Source organism: Methanomassiliicoccales archaeon (assembly GCA_026394395.1).
Lineage (GTDB): Archaea > Thermoplasmatota > Thermoplasmata > Methanomassiliicoccales > UBA472 > UBA472.
The window spans coordinates 1-18,185 of the sequence record JAPKYK010000005.1; the positions used below are offsets into that span (position 1 = coordinate 1).

At 52.6% G+C, this 18,185-nt stretch carries 17 protein-coding genes and 1 pseudogene; 11 read left to right on the plus strand and 7 right to left on the minus strand.

Annotation, left to right across the window (positions count from 1 at the left end; all coding sequences use genetic code 11):
* The 3 genes from NT131_07030 to NT131_07040 all read left to right on the plus strand — a co-directional run.
* The coding region (locus NT131_07030; protein MCX6651390.1) for a hypothetical protein at positions 1–236 on the plus strand (236 nt) is incomplete at its 5' end.
* Positions 233–1,423 carry a glycosyltransferase gene (locus tag NT131_07035; protein MCX6651391.1) on the plus strand — a complete coding sequence of 397 codons (1,191 nt, stop codon included), beginning with the start codon at positions 233–235 and terminating at the stop codon, positions 1,421–1,423. The genes NT131_07030 and NT131_07035, both read left to right, overlap by 4 nt.
* Positions 1,424–1,689: 266 nt before the next feature.
* Positions 1,690–2,604, plus strand: coding sequence for a glycosyltransferase family 4 protein (locus tag NT131_07040; protein MCX6651392.1), 915 nt, complete (start codon positions 1,690–1,692; stop codon positions 2,602–2,604).
* 16 nt (positions 2,605–2,620) lie between these two features.
* On the opposite strand, the gene NT131_07045 is transcribed toward NT131_07040, so the two are convergent.
* Entirely contained in the window at positions 2,621–3,715 is a 1,095-nt protein-coding gene (locus NT131_07045) for a DegT/DnrJ/EryC1/StrS family aminotransferase (GenBank protein MCX6651393.1), read from the minus strand.
* Between the two features lie 121 nt (positions 3,716–3,836).
* Here NT131_07045 and NT131_07050 point away from each other — a divergent pair, with 121 nt between their 5' ends.
* Positions 3,837–4,814, plus strand: coding sequence for a Gfo/Idh/MocA family oxidoreductase (locus NT131_07050; GenBank protein ID MCX6651394.1), 978 nt, complete (start codon positions 3,837–3,839; stop codon positions 4,812–4,814).
* Positions 4,815–4,818: 4 nt separating this feature from the next.
* Here NT131_07050 and NT131_07055 read toward each other — a convergent pair whose 3' ends face one another.
* The 5 genes and pseudogenes from NT131_07055 to NT131_07075 all read right to left on the minus strand — a co-directional run bounded on the left by NT131_07055 (position 4,819) and on the right by NT131_07075 (position 9,008).
* Entirely contained in the window at positions 4,819–6,111 is a 1,293-nt protein-coding gene (locus NT131_07055) for a nucleotide sugar dehydrogenase (GenBank protein ID MCX6651395.1), read from the minus strand.
* Between the two features lie 56 nt (positions 6,112–6,167).
* Positions 6,168–6,356 carry a DapH/DapD/GlmU-related protein gene (locus NT131_07060; protein MCX6651396.1) on the minus strand — a complete coding sequence of 63 codons (189 nt, stop codon included), beginning with the start codon at positions 6,354–6,356 and terminating at the stop codon, positions 6,168–6,170.
* A 33-nt stretch (positions 6,357–6,389) separates the two neighbouring features.
* Positions 6,390–6,611: pseudogene (locus NT131_07065) on the minus strand (N-acetyltransferase).
* A gap of 98 nt (positions 6,612–6,709) precedes the next feature.
* The gene (wecB, locus tag NT131_07070; protein ID MCX6651397.1) at positions 6,710–7,777 is read right to left on the minus strand and encodes a UDP-N-acetylglucosamine 2-epimerase (non-hydrolyzing); all 1,068 of its coding nucleotides are present in this window, start codon (positions 7,775–7,777) and stop codon (positions 6,710–6,712) included.
* 28 nt (positions 7,778–7,805) lie between these two features.
* Positions 7,806–9,008 carry a hypothetical protein gene (locus NT131_07075; protein MCX6651398.1) on the minus strand — a complete coding sequence of 401 codons (1,203 nt, stop codon included), beginning with the start codon at positions 9,006–9,008 and terminating at the stop codon, positions 7,806–7,808.
* A gap of 485 nt (positions 9,009–9,493) precedes the next feature.
* On the opposite strand from NT131_07075, the gene gmd reads away from it, so the two are divergent.
* The 3 genes from gmd to NT131_07090 are packed head-to-tail and all read left to right on the plus strand — an operon-like array spanning position 9,494 to position 12,681.
* Positions 9,494–10,543 (plus strand): GDP-mannose 4,6-dehydratase, encoded by a 1,050-nt coding sequence (gene gmd, locus NT131_07080; GenBank protein MCX6651399.1) that lies wholly within the window; start codon positions 9,494–9,496, stop codon positions 10,541–10,543.
* 6 nt (positions 10,544–10,549) lie between these two features.
* Positions 10,550–11,746, plus strand: a complete 1,197-nt coding sequence (locus NT131_07085) for a DegT/DnrJ/EryC1/StrS family aminotransferase (protein ID MCX6651400.1) — start codon at positions 10,550–10,552, stop codon at positions 11,744–11,746.
* Positions 11,743–12,681 carry a GDP-L-fucose synthase gene (locus NT131_07090; protein ID MCX6651401.1) on the plus strand — a complete coding sequence of 313 codons (939 nt, stop codon included), beginning with the start codon at positions 11,743–11,745 and terminating at the stop codon, positions 12,679–12,681. Before NT131_07085 ends, NT131_07090 begins: the two co-directional genes overlap by 4 nt.
* Before the next feature lie 99 nt (positions 12,682–12,780).
* On the opposite strand, the gene NT131_07095 is transcribed toward NT131_07090, so the two are convergent.
* Complete coding sequence (locus NT131_07095) at positions 12,781–13,680, minus strand: alpha-1,2-fucosyltransferase (protein MCX6651402.1); 900 nt, start codon at positions 13,678–13,680, stop codon at positions 12,781–12,783.
* A gap of 186 nt (positions 13,681–13,866) precedes the next feature.
* Here NT131_07095 and NT131_07100 point away from each other — a divergent pair, with 186 nt between their 5' ends.
* The 4 genes from NT131_07100 to rfbH all read left to right on the plus strand — a co-directional run bounded on the left by NT131_07100 (position 13,867) and on the right by rfbH (position 18,185).
* Complete coding sequence (locus NT131_07100; GenBank protein MCX6651403.1) at positions 13,867–14,868, plus strand: glycosyltransferase family 10; 1,002 nt, start codon at positions 13,867–13,869, stop codon at positions 14,866–14,868.
* Positions 14,869–15,001: 133 nt separating this feature from the next.
* Complete coding sequence (rfbF, locus tag NT131_07105; GenBank protein MCX6651404.1) at positions 15,002–15,772, plus strand: glucose-1-phosphate cytidylyltransferase; 771 nt, start codon at positions 15,002–15,004, stop codon at positions 15,770–15,772.
* A gap of 11 nt (positions 15,773–15,783) precedes the next feature.
* Positions 15,784–16,839, plus strand: coding sequence for a CDP-glucose 4,6-dehydratase (rfbG, locus tag NT131_07110; GenBank protein MCX6651405.1), 1,056 nt, complete (start codon positions 15,784–15,786; stop codon positions 16,837–16,839).
* Positions 16,839–18,185: a lipopolysaccharide biosynthesis protein RfbH gene (gene rfbH, locus NT131_07115; GenBank protein MCX6651406.1), complete on the plus strand. Its 1,347-nt coding sequence runs from the start codon at positions 16,839–16,841 to the stop codon at positions 18,183–18,185. The genes rfbG and rfbH overlap by 1 nt, the downstream gene beginning before the upstream one ends.

The following is an 18,185-nucleotide window of genomic DNA, read 5'->3' on the forward strand; positions in this document are numbered from 1 at the left end:
AGCGGGTCGTAGCTGTCCCCCGGACTGTGAAGTTCGGAGAGGCCTTGAACGATCATCAGGTCCATCTTTGTCTAAAGTTGGCCGAGAAGGGCCTCGTTACCACGGTTCTGAACATGTCCGACCTTCAGAAGGCCATCGAACAAGAGCTGAACATTGACCGCCCTCAGGTGACCGTCGGTCCTCTTCCCGGTCAGTTCCTCTTATTGCTGCAATCCATCGAGGCGGGGTCCAAATGACCATTCCCTCTGCAGGACCGCAAGGATGCGATACCCGTCGTCCTAGATGCGTCTTCATCAATTTCACTGGGCGCCAGTATGGTTTTTCCATCAATGACAAGATCGTGGACCAGTGGATGAACCTGTCCCGACAAGGGACTGACGCCGTCCTGGTCCTGGCGGAACCGAACGATATCCGGGTCATACACGATGAGAAATCACTTGCAGATGCGCAGGCATCAGCCGACAGGTCATCGCACTTCACCATCTTATCGATGATCAGGCAGATGATAAGGATCAGATCGACGATCAGAGAGCTGAATAATGGGAACACGATGTTCTACCTGCGACATCCATCGCTGTCAGAGATACCGATGCTCCTGCATTCCAGAAAAAGAAATCTGGTGCTGGAGATCAATGGATTGTATAAATACGAGATTGATGAGGATTCCCTGCTCGATCGATTGCGTCTGCTATTCGAAAAAGGTGTGGCTGCCATCGCGTCCAAAAGGACCATCGGGATTGTCTCCGTCACTAACGAAATCGGCGGGTTGTTCTATCCCGGAGGGTTCACCCGAACGAAAAGAGCGGTCATCGCCAATGGAGTGAATATCGGCAGGTTCAAAATGAGAAATCCTTCTCCGGACCGGGTCGGACCTTTACGAATTCTGGCCGTGGCGAATTTCAACTGCTGGCATGGTTACGACAAGCTATTGGATGCACTGACCGAGCCTGATATTGAGGGGCGTATGCAGGTCTATCTCATTGGTGAAGGACCGGAGAAGCAAAACCTGGTCCACAAGGTCAATAAGATGGCCTTAAGGAACGTTCACTTCCTCCCGCCGATGAAAGGTGCGGACCTGGATGAGCTGTTCGATAGCTGCGATATCGCTCTCGGGGTGCTAGCGATAGAACGGAAGGGTTTGGTCGAGATGTGCCCTTTGAAGCATCGTGAATACTGCGCCAGAGGGGTTCCCTTCGTTATGTCCGGAACGGACGTCGATTTTCCCGCTGATTCCGAGTTCGTGCTGAACGCTCCCATAGGGCAGAACATCGACATCGAACAGGTACTCGATTTTGCGAAAAGGATGCGGGAATGGCGCGACCATCCTAAGGTCATGCGAAGATACGCTGAAGAACATCTCGATTGGGCCATCAAGATGGGGGATACGGCCTCATTTCTGGTCGGGTTGGAACATGGGAAATGATCAGGTCACATACATCATTTGAGCGCATTATCGATGCATTGGTCTCTCGGGTCAATTGATATAAAAACCGAGCATAGGTCCGTAGTTATATACAGATCAATCATATATTATTAAGAACATCCAATTATAGGTCTTGACAGGTGGTCTTCACGGAAAGAAAATCGGGTTCGGGCGTTGAAAGTAATAAGAGGGGCATTCTCTTCATAGGGTTGAAAGGGTCCTCCTTTTGTATCAACGACGAAGCCTTACTAAGGAAGAAATTCGATGTGAAATCGATCTATCTATCCACCTCCTACATGAAGGAACTGCCATTGCTTGCCCTTTCCATCTTCAAGGAAATGCGGAAGAGGGACGTCGTTTACATTTGGTTCGGTGACCTATGGGCATTGATCGGCGTGTTCATTGCGAAGCTGCTCAATAAAAAATCAATCGTAGTTGCCGGAGGATATGACACGGCCAACGAGCCATCCTTGAATTATGGCTTGATGAGCAGGAAGTTCATGCGATATGTTCCGATATTATCGTTCAGAGCGTGCGATAAGATCATGGCCGTCTCTGAGTTCACTAAAGAAGAAGCTCTACGCATCATTGACGACGAAGGCAAAATAGAGGTCGTGCCCAACGGGATCGATACCTCCAAATTTAGGGTGACCGAGGGGATAAAGAGGACCACCGTCACCACCGTGGGGAACGTGAACAAGCGCACCTGGGTTGTCAAAGGTGTCAATAATTTCATGGAAGTGGTCAAACGCACACCCCAGCAGAAGTTCGTTCTGGTCGGGAGGGTGGACCCCGGTGTGGGCTTGGAGCCGCTGGAGAACCTTGAACTGATAGGCTACCAGACCGGGGAGGACCTGATCAGGATATTGAACGCTTCCAAGTACTATCTTCAACTGTCGTACCGGGAGAGCTTCGGGGTGGCGGTCATCGAATCCATGGCCTGCGGCTGCATACCCGTGGTGACCAACCGGGGCGGGCTGCCGGAGGCCGTGGGAGATGCCGGCACTATAGTGGAATTCGGCTCTTGGGGCCAAGTTGTGGATGCCATAAGCACGGATTACGACCCGGAGAAAGGCGCTCAGGCCAGGGAAAGGGTCGTAAAGCTCTATGACAACGCCGCAAGGGAAAAGGCGATATTGGGCATAATCGGCAAGATGTTGGCCGAGGCTCCGTCGAAATGACCGATTCCGTCCAAGATCACTTGTAGAATCCTTTGACGGTCTCGCACACCCGGTCCACCTGCTCGTCGGTCATGGACGGGAATATAGGCAGGGAAAGTATCTTCTGGGACAGCATCTCGCTTACCGGCAGGTCCCCTTCGCGCTGGGCTATTTTCCCCACGTAGGCCGGCTGCATATGTATCGGTATGGGGTAATGCACGGCGGTGGCGATTTTCTTCTCCGCTAAGTATTTAGCCAAATTGTCCCGGCGCTCCGCACGGACAGCGTAGCAATGGTAGACCGGCTCCTTGACCTCGTCAGCTTTCGGAGGAAGCTCCACACCGGCGACGCCTTTCAACTTGACCTGATACCTTTTGGCGATGGCCCGACGGCGCTCGTTCCAGCGGTCCAGGTGCTTCAACTGTACCAACCCGATGGCGGCGTTGGACGTGTTCAACCGGGAGGTATAACCAAGCACGTCGTGCGAGTAGCGAGTGGTACGGCCGCAGTCCCGCAGCTTGGCCACCATGTTCGCGATGTCTTCGTCGTCCGTGGTGACCATGCCTCCGTCCCCCCCGACGGTCATGTTCTTGGTGGGGTAGAAGGAGAAGCAACCCACGTCGCCCAGGGCCCCGGCCTTCTTGCCTTTGTAGACGGCGCCATGGGCCTGGCAGGCGTCCTCGATGACCTTCAGCCCCTTCTCCTCCGCCAATTCGTTTATCTCCTTCATGTCGCAGGGGTGACCGAACAGGTGTACCGGCATTATGGCCTTGGTCTTCTTGCGCACAGCCGCGACGATCTTCAAAGCGTCCAGGTTGTAGTCGTCGGCCCGCACGTCGCAGAACCTCGGCTGGCCATGAGCGTGGTAGATGGTATTGGCGGTGGCGATGAAGGAGAAGGGCGTGGTGATGACCTCTTTGTCCTCGACATCAAGGGCCAGCAGCGCTAGGATGAGTGCGTCGGTACCCGATGATATGGTGACCGCGCGCTTGACGCCGATGTAATTGGCGAACGCCTCCTCAAACTTGAAGACGCTCTCTCCCAGGACCAAGCGCTCGTTTTGCAAGGCCGAAGTGGCGGCCTCGATCATTTCCTTATCCATTACTGGTCTGGCCTGCGGGATGTCATCCATGATATCAGTTCCCTTTCTACGCGAAGAATGACGATGTTCTGGCATTCCCAGGGGATTATTAGATTGTTTTGCCGTTGTGCTATGCAAATTAATAATTCACCGGTGACCCTTCCCTCCTACCATGCGTGTAGGAGTGATCGGTGTCGGGTCCATGGGCAAGAACCACGTCCGCGTATATTCCGAGATAGCAGAACTGGTGGGCGTCACGGACGTCATGCAGGACTCCTCGAAAGCGGTTGCCGATAAGTTCGGCGTGAGGTCATTCGCTTCCCCCCAGGAGATGTTCAAAGAGGTCGACGCGGTCAGCATCTGCACTCCGACCAGCGAGCATTTCAAAGTGGCTAAATTGGCGATCGAACATGGCGTGTCCATCCTGGTGGAGAAGCCCTTCACCGGCCAGAGCTCCACGGCCGCCGAGCTTGTGGAATTGGCGAACAAGGCCAAGGTCACCCTGGCCTCCGGGTTCATCGAGAGGTGCAACCCTATCGTGGGAAGCCTAAAGAACCTCGTGGATGCCAAGCGCTTTGGCGATGTGATATCCATCGCCTCCCGTCGCGTATCTTCATTCCCGTCACGCATTAGGGACGTGGGCGTGATAATGGACCTGGGTATCCATGACGTGGATGTCCTCCGTCATGTGAAGGGTTCCGAGGTGCGCTCGGTCTGTGCTCTTGGCGGTTCATACAACGGTAAGGCCTGCGAGGACTTCGCCAACCTCCTCCTGGAGTTCCAAGATGGGGGGATTGGTTTCATCGAGGTCAACTGGCTCACGCCCATGAAGGTGCGCAAGTTGTCGCTGACCTGCAGCGAAGCGTTCGTACAAGCGGACTACATCGACCAATCCATGGAGATTTCCTCCAGCTCCATAAAGGACCTCGACCCGGGCAACCTATTCAATTTATCGCTGGACCTGGACGTTCATCGCATCGCCATAAAGAAGGAGGAACCGCTCAAGGTGGAGCTGGAGAACTTCCTGAAGGCCGCGGAAGCGAAGCAGGACGCGCCCATAAGCGGCCGGGACGCGGTGTCCAACCTGAAGGTGTGCGAGGCCGCGCTCAGGTCGCTGAAGAGCAAGGGGAAGGAGAAGGTCGAAGGTTGAACGTCTAACCTTTTCCTACGCCTTTGTAGCTGAAACCCAGCTTGCGGCATTTGTCGGCGTTGAATATGTTGCGCCCGTCGACAATGATTGGAGTGCGCATCAGTTTCTTCACCTTTTCCAGGTCCAGGTCCTTGTAGCACGAGTGATCGGTGACGAAAACAGCGCAGTCCGCGCCCTTCAAGGCCGCGTCCGTGTCCCGGACCATCTCCACCTTGTACGGCTTCTGCACGAAGGGGTCGTGTACGATCAGGTCGTTCTTCTCCATGAGACCGTTTATAATGACCAGGCTGGGCGAGTTGCGGGTGTCGTCCGAGTCCCGCAGGAAGCTCAATCCCATGATGGCAATCCGGGCCCGGTCCTTCACCCCCTTTTCCTCCAGGGCCTTCCAGACCAGCCCTATCATGTGCAAAGGCATATACTCGTTCATCTTCCGGGCAGCGGGCATCACTTCTTTCTTAGAATGCTTGGCCGCGCTCAGTAAAAGCCAGGGGTCCTTCGGCAAACAGTAACCGCCCACCCCGGAACCGGGGATGTGCATGTCCCGGAACGGGCAGGTGTTGACCAACTTCCGCACTTCGAAGACGTCCGCGCCCAGCTCCTCGCATATTAACGCCACCTCGTTGGCGAAGGCTATCTGAACGTCGCGATAGGCGTTCTCTGTGGTCTTGGAGATCTCGGCGTTGATGAGGGACGTGGCGTGAATGTTACCCTTCACTATCATCCTATAATATTCCGCACCGGTGGCCGCGGAGCGCTCGTCGTATGCTCCCAGTATCCGGTCGTATTCCTTGATGTTGCGAAGCAGACGCCCGGGCATGACCCTTTCCGGGCAATGCACCAACAAGTAATCCGTTCCCGGTTCGAACCCCCGTTGCTCCCTTATCAGCGGGACGACCACCTTCTCCATGGTCCCCGGGGGTATGGTGGACTCGATGGAAAGCAGGGCTCCCTTCTTCATGTGCTTGGCGATACTGGTCACCGCGCTGCGCAGGGCCTTGAGATTAGGGTTCTTGTTCTCGTCCACCGGCGAATCGACGGAGACGAAGATGGCGTCCGCCTTGCTCAGGACGGACGGGTCAAGGTCGGCGTACAACAATCCCTTGTCGTGCACTTCGCTCAGCAGCTCGCTCAAACCTGGCTCGGCCCCTTCGATGGGGTTTACGCCGCGGTTTATCTTGTCCACCTTCACAGCGTCGATGTCGTTCCCGTAGGTCTTGAATCCCACAGATGCGAACGAACAGGCCAAGGGCAGTCCGACGTATCCAAGACCGACCACGGCCACGATTCTCCCGAGCATGAAGGGGGAATCAATGGACTTGGTTAAAAGACCTTTGACAGTCGAAAAATGAACGATCAGCTTTTCTTGGTCGGCCTGGCCGGGTTGCCTACGACGGTCGTTCCGGGTGCGACGTCCTTGGTCACCACTGCGCCAGCTCCAATCGTAGACCCTTCTCCGATGGTCACGCCGCAGACTATAATCGCCCCGGCCCCGATGGAAGCGCCCTTCCTGACCACCGTGGGCGTGATGCTCCAGTCGCCCACGGCGTGCGGGTGCAGGTCGTTGGTGAATGTCGCCCTTGGACCAACGAAGACCTCGTCCTCGATGGTGACCCCTGAGGGAATGAAGGCGAAGGCCTCGATCTTGCAACGGTCACCGATGGTAACACCACGCTGGATCTCCACGAAGGCGGCGATGCGGCATCCGTTGCCGATCTTGCAGCCGTAGAGGTTGACGTAATCGCGCACTATGGTGTCATCGCCTATCTGGCAATCGACGATGGAGTAGTACTTGGCCATCAGCTTCATGTTACGTCATCCCACAGCGGTCTCAATGAATAAATAATAATCATCCTTCAGACGACGCGATCAAATATTCCGCTATCCAAACCGTTGATTTATAGGTCGGACCGTTCGAGGATTTTCACTATCCGCTCGGAGACCTTCTTGTCCCCGTAACTTACATGGCGCTCCTTCCGCGGCCTTTCTCTGGCCAGGGCCTCGGTTATTTTTTCATTATGGGCGCCCACCAGCACGTTCCAGCCGTCCTCCAGCGTCTCCACCCATTCCGTCTCGTCCCGCACGGTGACGCAGGGCACGCCGAAGAAGTAGGCCTCCTTCTGCACGCCGCCGGAATCGGTCATGATCTTGTGGGCGTTCTTCTCCAGCGAGGTGAAGGACATGAAGTTCTGAGGCTCGGTCAGGACCACGTTCTTCGCCTCCTCCAGTCCCCTCAGCATGCCCCAACCGGTCAGGTTCTTGCGGGTACGGGGATGCAGTGGCAAGACGAACGTTTCCCCGGAATCCAGCATGGCGCCGATTATCTCCTCCATGTTCTTCCGGTCGTCCGCGTTCTCCTGACGGTGGATGGTGCACAGGACGTACTTACCTTTCTTCACTCCCATCTTGTCCAGGACGTCGTCCTTGAGGCGGTCATCTATGTCCAGGAGCACCTCGGTCATGGTGTCGCCTACCACGTGCACGCCCTTGGTCACTCCCTCTCGAGCAAGATGATCGACGGAAACCTGGCTGGGGCAGAAGAGCAACGTCGATATGTGATCGGTGAGCACGCGGTTGATCTCCTCGGGCATACCACGCCGGAAGGAACGCAGGCCGGCCTCGATGTGACCTATGGGAATGTTGAGCTTGATGGCCGCCAAGGCCCCGGCCAAGGTGGAGTTGGTGTCGCCATACACCAACACGATGTCCGGCCTATCCTTCAATAAGATCTCCTCGATGGCCACCAGCATCTTGCCCGTTTGCGCGCCATGACTACCGGAGCCCACGCCCAGATAGTAGTCCGGAGCCGGAATATCCAGCTCCTCGAAGAACACCTGGGACATCTGGTAGTCGTAGTGCTGACCTGTGTGCATGATCTTGTGGTCGTGCTTCTTCGACACGGCCTTATGCACCGGAGAGACCTTGATGAACTGAGGCCGGGCACCGACGATGGACAGGACTTTCATTTCACCCGGAAATGCAGTTCCACATTAATCATTGGTTGCCTTGGTCCATGGAACCAAAGACCCTTTCGTAGCACTCCAGATAACGAGGGGCCACCTTCTCCCAGGAGAACTCCTGGCCCGCATCGTAGCACTCCAGTATCATCCTCTTCATCCTTTCCCGGTCGCCGATCAACTTCAGAATACCGTCCCGGACCTGCTTAAAGGTGGAATCCTTGCCGAAAGCCAGCGAGCATTTTTCGATAATCTCACGGTCGTCAAGGGTCGCTCTGATCACTGGAATGGTGCCAGAGAGCAGGTATTCGTAGATCTTGTTGGGGGAGACCGGTCTTTCTTCGGACCACATATGGCTGTCCGGCCTAAGCAAGAAAAAGCCCAGGTGAGAACGTTGAGTGCGCTCTATGACCTCTTTATAGGGGATCTCGCCGAGGTAGCTCATGCGCTCCCCGAACGATGCGACCATCGCATCGATGATCGAACGGACCTCTTCATCGTACACCCTGCCGGCCACCACGAACCGCAGGTTCGGGTTCGTTTGCATGATCGAGCGCATGACCTCGAACATCAGGCGAACGTCCCGGTCGAAGTTCAGGTTGAGCACCCCGAAGTAGACCACGCAAATGTCGCCACCGTCATCCATACCTCTGACCTTTTTTTCCACCACCTCGCGGTTGAATTGTCCGGACCAGGGATAGTTCGGGATAACGGACACCTTTTTTCCGCTCAGGGACTTGGGGAAGTGGCCATGGTCCCTGCTGACGAAGACCACTTCTGAGACGGACCTACCGTAGAACCGTTCGAAAAGACCAGGGGCGGAGAATCCCAGGCGGTTCTTCCACGATTCGTAATATTCGTGACGGTCATAGACGATGCGGGAATCTGGGAACCTCTTGGCCAATTTGACCGCCAGACCCAACAGGTAGGGGTCGTGCACGTGAAAGATCACCTGATCGTTCTTGGCGAGGAATTTGGCCTTCAACAAGGATCCCAGACCTGAAACGTACCTTCCGATCAGGATGTTCAAGGTGAAAAGCGAGCCGTTCAAGTAAGAGTTCTTCGTCGGTATAAGGTCGATCACCACGGCATCATCCGTATTACTGGGCGTAGGCCGGCCAGGGAAGAAATTGAAGTTCAGGCGGAAGACCTCGTACTTCCCATCAAGACTGGAGATGTGCTTGGATATCCGATTGTCATCGAATTGGTGTGAATCCAGGACCACGACCTTTCTGCTCACGGGGAGGTAGATTCAGATGTGATGCTTATTGCTTTTCGGTGAGGGGATTGATGTTTGATGACCAAATGCGTTAAGGTCATTCATCGGGGAAGATATATTGAAAATTATTAAGAACACTATATGGGCGATTTTAATGAAAATACTAGCAATATCCGAGATGTCGACTTCCGAATGCTAGCACCTGTAAAATTCTAGACCCAGGATGGCGTTCGATCAAGAAAAGCGATATATAGTGGCTAAGCCCGCAAGGAACTTTTGACAACAAGATATCCCGATATTAAGAGGGCTTTCTGCATCAACGATCATTCCTGGAGTGAGTCGACCAATTAATAACTAAACACTAATAAACTTTGAAAATGGTAAAAACGATCTCACGCAGCAAATATCACTATAACCAAATATTAATATTAGTTAGCGCTGTTTGAAAGAAAAATTGAAATGGTCACAAATAATTGAACATATTACACGATCGGGATTGATTCTAAATGTCACAAAAAATTGCTCTAATAACAGGGGTCACGGGTCAAGACGGTTCGTATCTGGTGGAATTGCTTCTTTCAAAAGGTTACCAGGTCCACGGCATCATCAGGAGGGCAAGCACTTTTAACACCGGTCGTTTGGACCATATATACACCGACCCCCACGAACCCGATAAGAACCTGTTCCTGCATTATGGGGACCTATCGGATTCAGAACAGATAAACAACCTTATTTTTAACATCCATCCGGACGAGGTCTACAATCTCGCCGCCCAAAGCCACGTTCGGGTATCCTTCGATATGCCGGAATATACCAGCGAGATCACCGGGTTGGGCGTCACACGCTTACTTGAGGCGATACGTCGCTCACATCATCCCCTCCGCTTTTATCAGGCTTCCAGTAGCGAGATGTTCGGCTCAGCGGTTCCACCCCAGAACGAAAATACCGGTTTCCAACCCCGCAGCCCATACGCCTGTGCCAAGCTTTACGCTTACCACATGGTAAAGAACTATCGTGATGGATACAATATTTTCACATCGAACGGCATTCTATTCAATCACGAATCTCCCAGAAGAGGAGAGACCTTCGTGACAAGAAAGGTCACAAGGGCAGTGGCCGCGATACTCGCTGGAAAGCAGAAGAAGCTATACATGGGCAATCTCAAAGCTCGGAGGGACTGGGGTTTCGCTCCCGAGTATGTGGAGGCCATGTGGCGCATACTGCAACACGATCGACCATTAGATATAGTGGTTGGTTCCGGTGGTACCAACAGCGTTCAGGAATTCGTAGATGCCGCGTTCGATTATGTCGGGTTGAAGGCCCAGGACTACTTGGAGATCGATCAACGATATTTCAGACCGAATGAAGTGGAAGATCTTATCGCCGACGCATCGAAAGCCAAGAAAGAGCTCGGATGGTCCGCACAAATAGGTTTCTCAGACCTCGTCAAGATAATGGTGGATGCTGACCTGAGAGCTAGTGGACAAGAACCAATAGGTGAAGGGGATGTAATAATACGTCGCAAGTTCCCGAACAAATGGTGGAAAGGGGACTGAAACCATATGCAAAAAAGATGGGTTGGAGTAGGCGACTTCAAGATCACCGATATAGAGAGAAAGGCCATAAATGATGTTCTAGACTCGGGAAAGATCACTGAAGGGAAGAAGACCCATCAGTTCGAACGTAAATGGGCGGATTTCGTGGGCACATCGAAATGCGTGGCCGTCAATTCTGGCACCAGCGCGCTCATCGTAGGGATGATGGCTCTGACCGAGTTACGGAAATGGCCGAAACGAAAAACGGCGATCACCACTCCTTTGACCTATGTTGCCACCTCGAACTCCCTTGTTCTCACTGGTTTTAATCCAATATATGTGGACGTGGACGAAAAGACCTTTGGCATCACCCCGGATGGTATTAAGGAAGCGATCGAGGGGGTAAAGGTAGATATGCCAGAGCTCATCCTTCCTGTACATTTGATGGGATATCCATGTGATATGGGGGGAATATCCCGCATATGCCACGACAATGGCATAGCACTTATGGAGGACTCGTCCCAGGCGCACGGTACTGTAGTGGAAGGGAAGAGGACCGGAAGTATGTCGGACCTATCCACGTTCTCATTCTACATCGCACACAATATTCAGGCTGGGGAGCTGGGTGCCGTCTGCACCGACGATCCTGGGATCGAGAAACTGATGCGAAGTCTAAAGGCCAACGGTCGACGGTGCGATTGCGTCTCATGCACTCGTCGAGATAAGGGATGCGTCAGACGCAATGATGTGGACACGAGGGACCCCAGATTTACGCACGAACGCATCGGGTATAATTTCAAAACCATGGAGTTCCAGACCTCCTTGGCATCGGTCCAGATCGATAAGGTGTCAGAGATCATAAAAACCAGGTCTGATAACGTGCGATATCTGAACGATCAGCTCTCCATGTTCGCAGATAAGATCAAATTGCCCGATTTTGATCCCAACGTGAGCTATCTGGCATATCCGATGATCGTTGATGAAAGCATCGACCGCGATTCCCTGGTCAAGAAATTGGAAAATAGAGGGGTCGAGGCCAGACCTCTGTTTGGTTGTATACCAACGCAGCAACCCTCTTATCTGCGATATAAAAAGAGGTATCAGGGAAAATTGAAGGTCGCGGAGAGGCTGGGGGCTCATGGCATGTACGTAGGTTGCCACCAATATCTTACACACGACGATCTGGATTACATAGCTCAAGTATTCAAGGAGGTATTGACTTGAACGACCTAACGAAAAAGCTGATATTGGTCACTGGGGCACACGGGTTCCTTGGAAGTTTTGTAGTTGATAATTTGGTTGATAAGGGCGTACCAAGGGCGAACATTCGAACGCCCAGCAGTAAAGAACTGGACCTCCGTCAATGGGACAACTGCAAGAGGGCGATCAAGGACATCGATATGGTGCTCCATGTCGCTGGAAGGGGCGGTGGGATAAGCTATAACCGTCGTTTTCCCGGGTCGCTATTCTATGACAACATCATCATGAACTCACAATTAATGGAGGCGGCTCGGATGGAGGGGGTGGGTAAGTTCGTTGGTATAGGGACGGTCTGTTCATATCCCAAGTTCGCTCAGATCCCATTCAAGGAAGAGGATGTATGGAACGGCTATCCCGAGGAGACCAATGCTTCCTATGGCCTTTCTAAGAAGATGATGATAGTCCAGTCCGAAGCTTATCGCCAACAATATTCATTTAACGCGGTCAACCTGTTAATGGTCAACCTTTACGGGCCCCGGGACGATTTCGATTTGGAAAACTCCCATGTGATCCCGGCGCTGGTCCGGAAATTCGTGGAAGCGGTTGAGTCGGGCGCGAAGGAGGTCACGGTCTGGGGAACGGGCAAGGCCTCTCGTGAATTTCTGTATGTAGAGGACGCCGCTGAAGCTATCGTTTTGGCCGGGATGAAATATGATAGCTCAGATCCGGTCAATATAGGGAACGGGCAGGAGCTATTGATAAAGGACCTGGTGAACAAGATCGCCGAGCTGACCGGCTTCGATGGTACGATCGTATGGAACTCGAACCAGCCAGATGGACAACCGAAGCGGTGTCTGGATGTGACCAAGGCCAAGGAAAGGTTCGGGTTCGAGGCCAAGATCGGATTGGACGAGGGATTGAAGAGAACGATAAAATGGTTCGAGTCATCCCGTTCGTAGGAACATTGCCTGTACTATAATGATGTTCGACCTTTGAAATCGTCTATCCATATGGACATTCGAATGCGCCCATCGATGTAGTCACAGGACCATACTTTCTCACAGGGCGATCCATTCTTTTGGGCAAAGGTCTTTGACCTCATGATCGACCAAAAACCATTGTCGTGGGGTGATGACCATCTTCTCCTCGTTCCGAGAAAGCCAGGCCCCCCACCAACTGAACGTGCTGTTCGCATTAATGAAATTCTCACATTCCTTCATTAACATAAGGTCCTGTTCAGGCTCGTTTGGCTTGTTGATGTCAACAACTGTACTGCTGCCATTAAGATGGAAATTCGACCGAACCCATTCCGGTTCATCGGAGAAGATGAAGAAGTGAGGATCGTTCACCTTTTCCTTGATCAATTCGATGGCTTTGCTATAGTAATCAGAGAGGTCAACGGCGTGCACCTTTTTTGCTGAAGGATTGGAGTAATAGTCTCCCCTCCTCACATGGAGACAGACCGAGTTGGTTTTATGAATTTGCTCGACCATGCTGACGCACTCGCTCTTCAAAGGTCGGTTGATCTCCAGATCGTGCAGGAGCGTTTGCCGGATGTCCTTGAAATAACGGTCGCAAGGAAAATAACCGATCAAACAGCTATCATCTGGTAGGTCCAGAACCGCAGGGTCAAAACCTATACCTCTTTCTCTATAAACACAGGGATTTCTGAAAGGCCGTTTCTTTATTACCTTAAAGCTCATTTCATTGACCATTCTCTTAACTTTTGGTATTCTTTCATTTAGAAATGTAGTGAGCTCTTCAGAATCGATCGTCTTGACATCAATATTGAACTTATCAAGACCATATGGCCAGGGTGTGACATTGGGATTTCTATTGAAAAAATAGAACGAAGTATTCAATCTCAATTCCGTTCCGTACTTCAATGACAATCGTCTCCCCGTACAATACTGGAACAATTGATTTCCTAATCCACCCATCATCGAGACAACTATCATTCAATCGGTCCTTCCTGATCGGGACTGTATTGATGGTTTTCTTAATAATATTGTGGTAAAATGATCAACATATTTTCAACATCTCAAATAATGGTTATCTCGTTAATCAACGGATCCATTATTATGACGATGCCCACCAGTCTAATTTAATATCACTCTTCTACATACCGAGAAAAGAGTGGTGCGTTGTACACAGTCAAGTTCGATAACCAGGACATTAAATTTCCATGGGGGAGACAGACACCAAGCGGTTCCTACCAATGGGGAGATTATAAGTTCGTTTTCAATCAGGACCTGGGCGAATGTGATTACTGGGTCGTTGAAGAATCAGTTCCCGAAACGACCACGTGCCACTGCCCTCCTGAACATACGGTGTTCATGACTGGAGAACCGCCATGCATACGAACCTATAATCCATTTTTTTTGTATCAGTTTCACACAGTGGTCAGCTGCCATAGGAACCTTATCCATCGCAGGGTCATAAACACACAACCAGCTTTACCATGGTTCATCGGTATGCGATGGGACAGCCAGACTAAAAATTGGAAAAAAGAGCATAATAAAGACTATGATGAACTGCAATCGATGCCAGATCCGAAAAAGGATAGATTGGTCTCGGTCATAACATCGGATAAGACCGCAATCAAAGGTCACCGTATCCGTTTGGATTTTGTCAGAAAATTGGAAAAGGAGATAGGAGGGGACCTGGACGTGTTCATCACCAACAAAATGAGCCTGGAGGACAAGTGGGATGCAATTGGCCGATATCGTTACCACATCGCCCTGGAAAATTGCATTCACACCGATTTCTGGTCCGAGAAGCTCGCCGATTCGATATTAGGTCTGAGTTATCCGATCTATTACGGGTGCCCCAATATCTCCGATTATCTGCCCAACCATTCATACACGCCAATAAACATAAACGACTATGCTGGTTCGCTTCGCACCATCAAAGAAATTATTTATTCAGATGAGAGGGAAAAGCATCTCGATGCGCTCCGAGAGGCCAAACGCCGGGTATTGGACCAGTACAATATATTTCCCTTATTGGCCAGTATTCTCGATACGCTTCCTCCGGGGGGCAAGCACAAACAAATCACAATAAAGCCTGAGAGAAAAATCTATACCCGCAGTGTAAAAAATGTTGTAATGGGGGTGGGGGGTTTGTGCAAGAGAATGGTAAACTGACCCATTCTAGATCTAATCGAATTCATTTTTTAGTTTATTATAAAATATATTTATTATTTAAATAATTTAGTCAACGAAAGAGGGGCACAACAAAAGTGATATCATCGCACTGCCTGATACCGTCGGGACTTCCATGAAGGTAGTGATACTCGCTGGGGGATTGGGCACTAGGATTGGTGAGGAATCGGCCATCAGACCGAAGCCAATGGTGGAGATCGGGGGAAAGCCGATCCTCTGGCACATAATGAAGATATATTCCAAGTTCGGGTACAACGATTTCGTCATCTGCTTGGGATACAAGGGTTACATAATCAAGGAGTATTTCGCCAATTATTTCCGTTATAACTCCAACCTGACCATCGATCTCCAGAACAACAAGGTGAAGGTGCACGACAGCGAATGCGAGCCCTGGAAGATCACCCTGGTAGACACCGGCGACAATACCATGACCGGTGGGAGGATCAAAAGGGTGGAGCGGTTCATCGACGGCGACGAGTTCATGCTCACCTACGGAGACGGTGTGGCCGATATCGACATCAATCGTCTGATGGAGTTCCACCATCGGCACGGGCGCAAGGCCACTTTGACCTCCGTCATGCCCCCAGAGCGCTTCGGGATCATCGATTTCGGTGCCGATGATTCGGTCATGAATTTCGTGGAAAAGCCCCATGGGGACGGTTCCTGGGTGAACGCCGGCTTCTTCGTGCTTAAAAATGACGTCCTGGATTACATCGATGGGGACAGCTGCATCTGGGAACGTGCTCCTCTAGAACAGTTGGCCAAAGAAAAACAGCTCATGAGCTACAAGCACTATGGGTTCTGGCAGGCCATGGACACCATGAGAGAAAAAAACCTGCTGAACGACACGTGGAACAAGGGCAACGCCCCCTGGAAGATATGGTGAGATTGATCCTCATGAACTCCCTTTCCAATCTGCGCTCCAAAAAAGTGCTGGTGACCGGTCACACTGGCTTCAAGGGCGGTTGGCTGACGTCCATGCTGCTCCAGCTGGGAGCGGAACCGCTCGGATACTCCCTGGAACCCCCCTCCGCCCCCTCCTTCTTCGTGGAGACAGGGTTGGAAGAAAGGTGTAAAAACGTCATCGGAGACGTGTGCGAACTCGACCATCTGAAAAAGGTGATGAAGGTGGAGGAACCGGAAGTGGTGTTCCACTTGGCCGCCCAGCCCCTGGTGATACGTTCGTACCTGGAACCCATCGAAACGTTCGATGTGAACGTGATGGGAACGGCCAACGTGCTGGAGGCCGTGCGCACCTGCGGATCGGTGCGGGCATGCATATGCATCACCTCCGACAAGTGCTACGAGAACCTGGAAACGGATTACGGTTACAAGGAGAGCGACCGCCTGGGGGGTAGAGACCCCTACAGCGCCAGCAAGGGGGCGGCGGAGTTCGTCATATCCAGCTACCGGCACTCCTTCTTCAAGGACGGCCCTAAAGTGGCCTCGGTCCGCGCCGGCAACGTCATCGGCGGCGGGGACTGGGCCGAAAAGCGCATAGTCCCGGACATCGTGGGTTGTCTGACGAGAGGAGAACCGCTGGTCCTCAGGAACCCTGATTCCGTACGGCCGTGGCAGCATGTTCTGGACCCGCTCCAAGGCTACCTCACCCTGGCGAACAGGATGCTAGAAGGGGACGACAGCACGCCGGACGCCTGGAACTTCGGTCCCGACGGGGACCGGATGCCTACGGTACGGCAGGTGGCAGAGATGATGATGGCCGCCTGGGGGAAGACCGTTCCCATCGAAGTGGTCCCGAACGAGAACTACCACGAGAGCAAGATGCTCCGCCTGGACTGTTCCAAGGCCAAATCCTCTTTGGGCTGGCATCCCCGATTGGGCCTAGACAAGGCGATCGGGTTCACCGTGGATTGGTACAAGGCCTGGTCTGAAGGGAAGAATGTGTTCGACATTACGAACAGGCAGATCGAGGCCTTTTGGGAGCTCTCTTGATGAACAAGGAAATAAAAAAGTTGGAGAGGAACCAGAAGCTCGACCGCACCGAGAAGGCGGAGAAGATTCGCCAAGATATCCTATCTTTAGGCAGGGAATACTGTGAGGAAGTGCACCGCAAGGGAGCGTTCCGTCCCGGCCTGGACCCCGTACCCGTTTCCGGAAAGCTCTTCGACGAGACGGACATGAGCATGCTTTTATCATCCTCTCTGGACTTCTGGCTGACCGCCGACCGTTTCAATTCCGCGTTCGAAAAAGGGTTAAAGTCATTCGTGGGCGTGAAGCACCTGGCCACCGTCAACTCCGGCTCTTCCGCTAACCTCATTGCCGTTTCGGCATTGGCATCGCCCTCGCTCGGAGACGAGGCGCTGAGACCAGGGGACGAGGTCATCACCCTGGCCGCCGGCTTCCCCACCACCGTCGCACCGATCTTGCAGAACGGGCTGGTGCCGGTCTTCGTGGACGTGTCGCTACCGTCGTACAATGTGGACGTCGACGCTCTGGAGAAGGCTTTATCGCCCAAGACCAGGGGCATCATTTTGGCGCATACTCTGGGGAACCCTTTCGACATCGAGGTGGTGACCAGGTTCGCCCAGGAGAACGATCTGTGGCTGATCGAGGATTGCTGCGACGCCCTCGGTTCGAAGTTCGACGGAAAAAGGGTGGGGACGTTCGGGGACATATCCACCTTCAGCTTCTACCCGGCGCACCACATCACCACCGGGGAGGGAGGCGCAGTGGCCACTAATTCCGATGAATTGGCCAAAATTATGATATCCCTGCGAGACTGGGGCCGGGACTGCACCTGCGAGCCAGGGAAGGACAACCGCTGCGGAAAGCGGTTCAACCAGCAGTTCGGCGAGCTGCCGTTCGGTTACGATCACAAATACGTCTACAGCCGCATGGGATACAATCTGAAGATGACCGATATGCAGGCAGCGATAGGCGTGGCGCAGCTCGACCACCTGGACGGATTCATATCAACCCGGGAGAAGAACTTCCGTCTGATGTACGACCTCCTTCAGGACGTGCGCCAGATAACCCTCCCGGAATGGGATTCCCGTTCGGAACCGTCCTGGTTCGGTATGCCCTTATTGGTAAGGGACGGTAAGCGCCGTGACATACAAGTGCACCTGGACGAGAATAAGGTCGGTACCAGGCTATTGTTCGGAGGCAACTTGCTCAAGCAGCCTTGCATGAAGGGCGTACATCGCCGGGTGGTCGGGAAGATGACCAACACCGACCGGATCATGAACGATTGCTTCTGGATCGGGGTGCACCAAGGATTGAACGAAGAGATGGTCCGCTATTCCGCGGAACAAGTCAAGGCGTTCTTCAGGATGTGA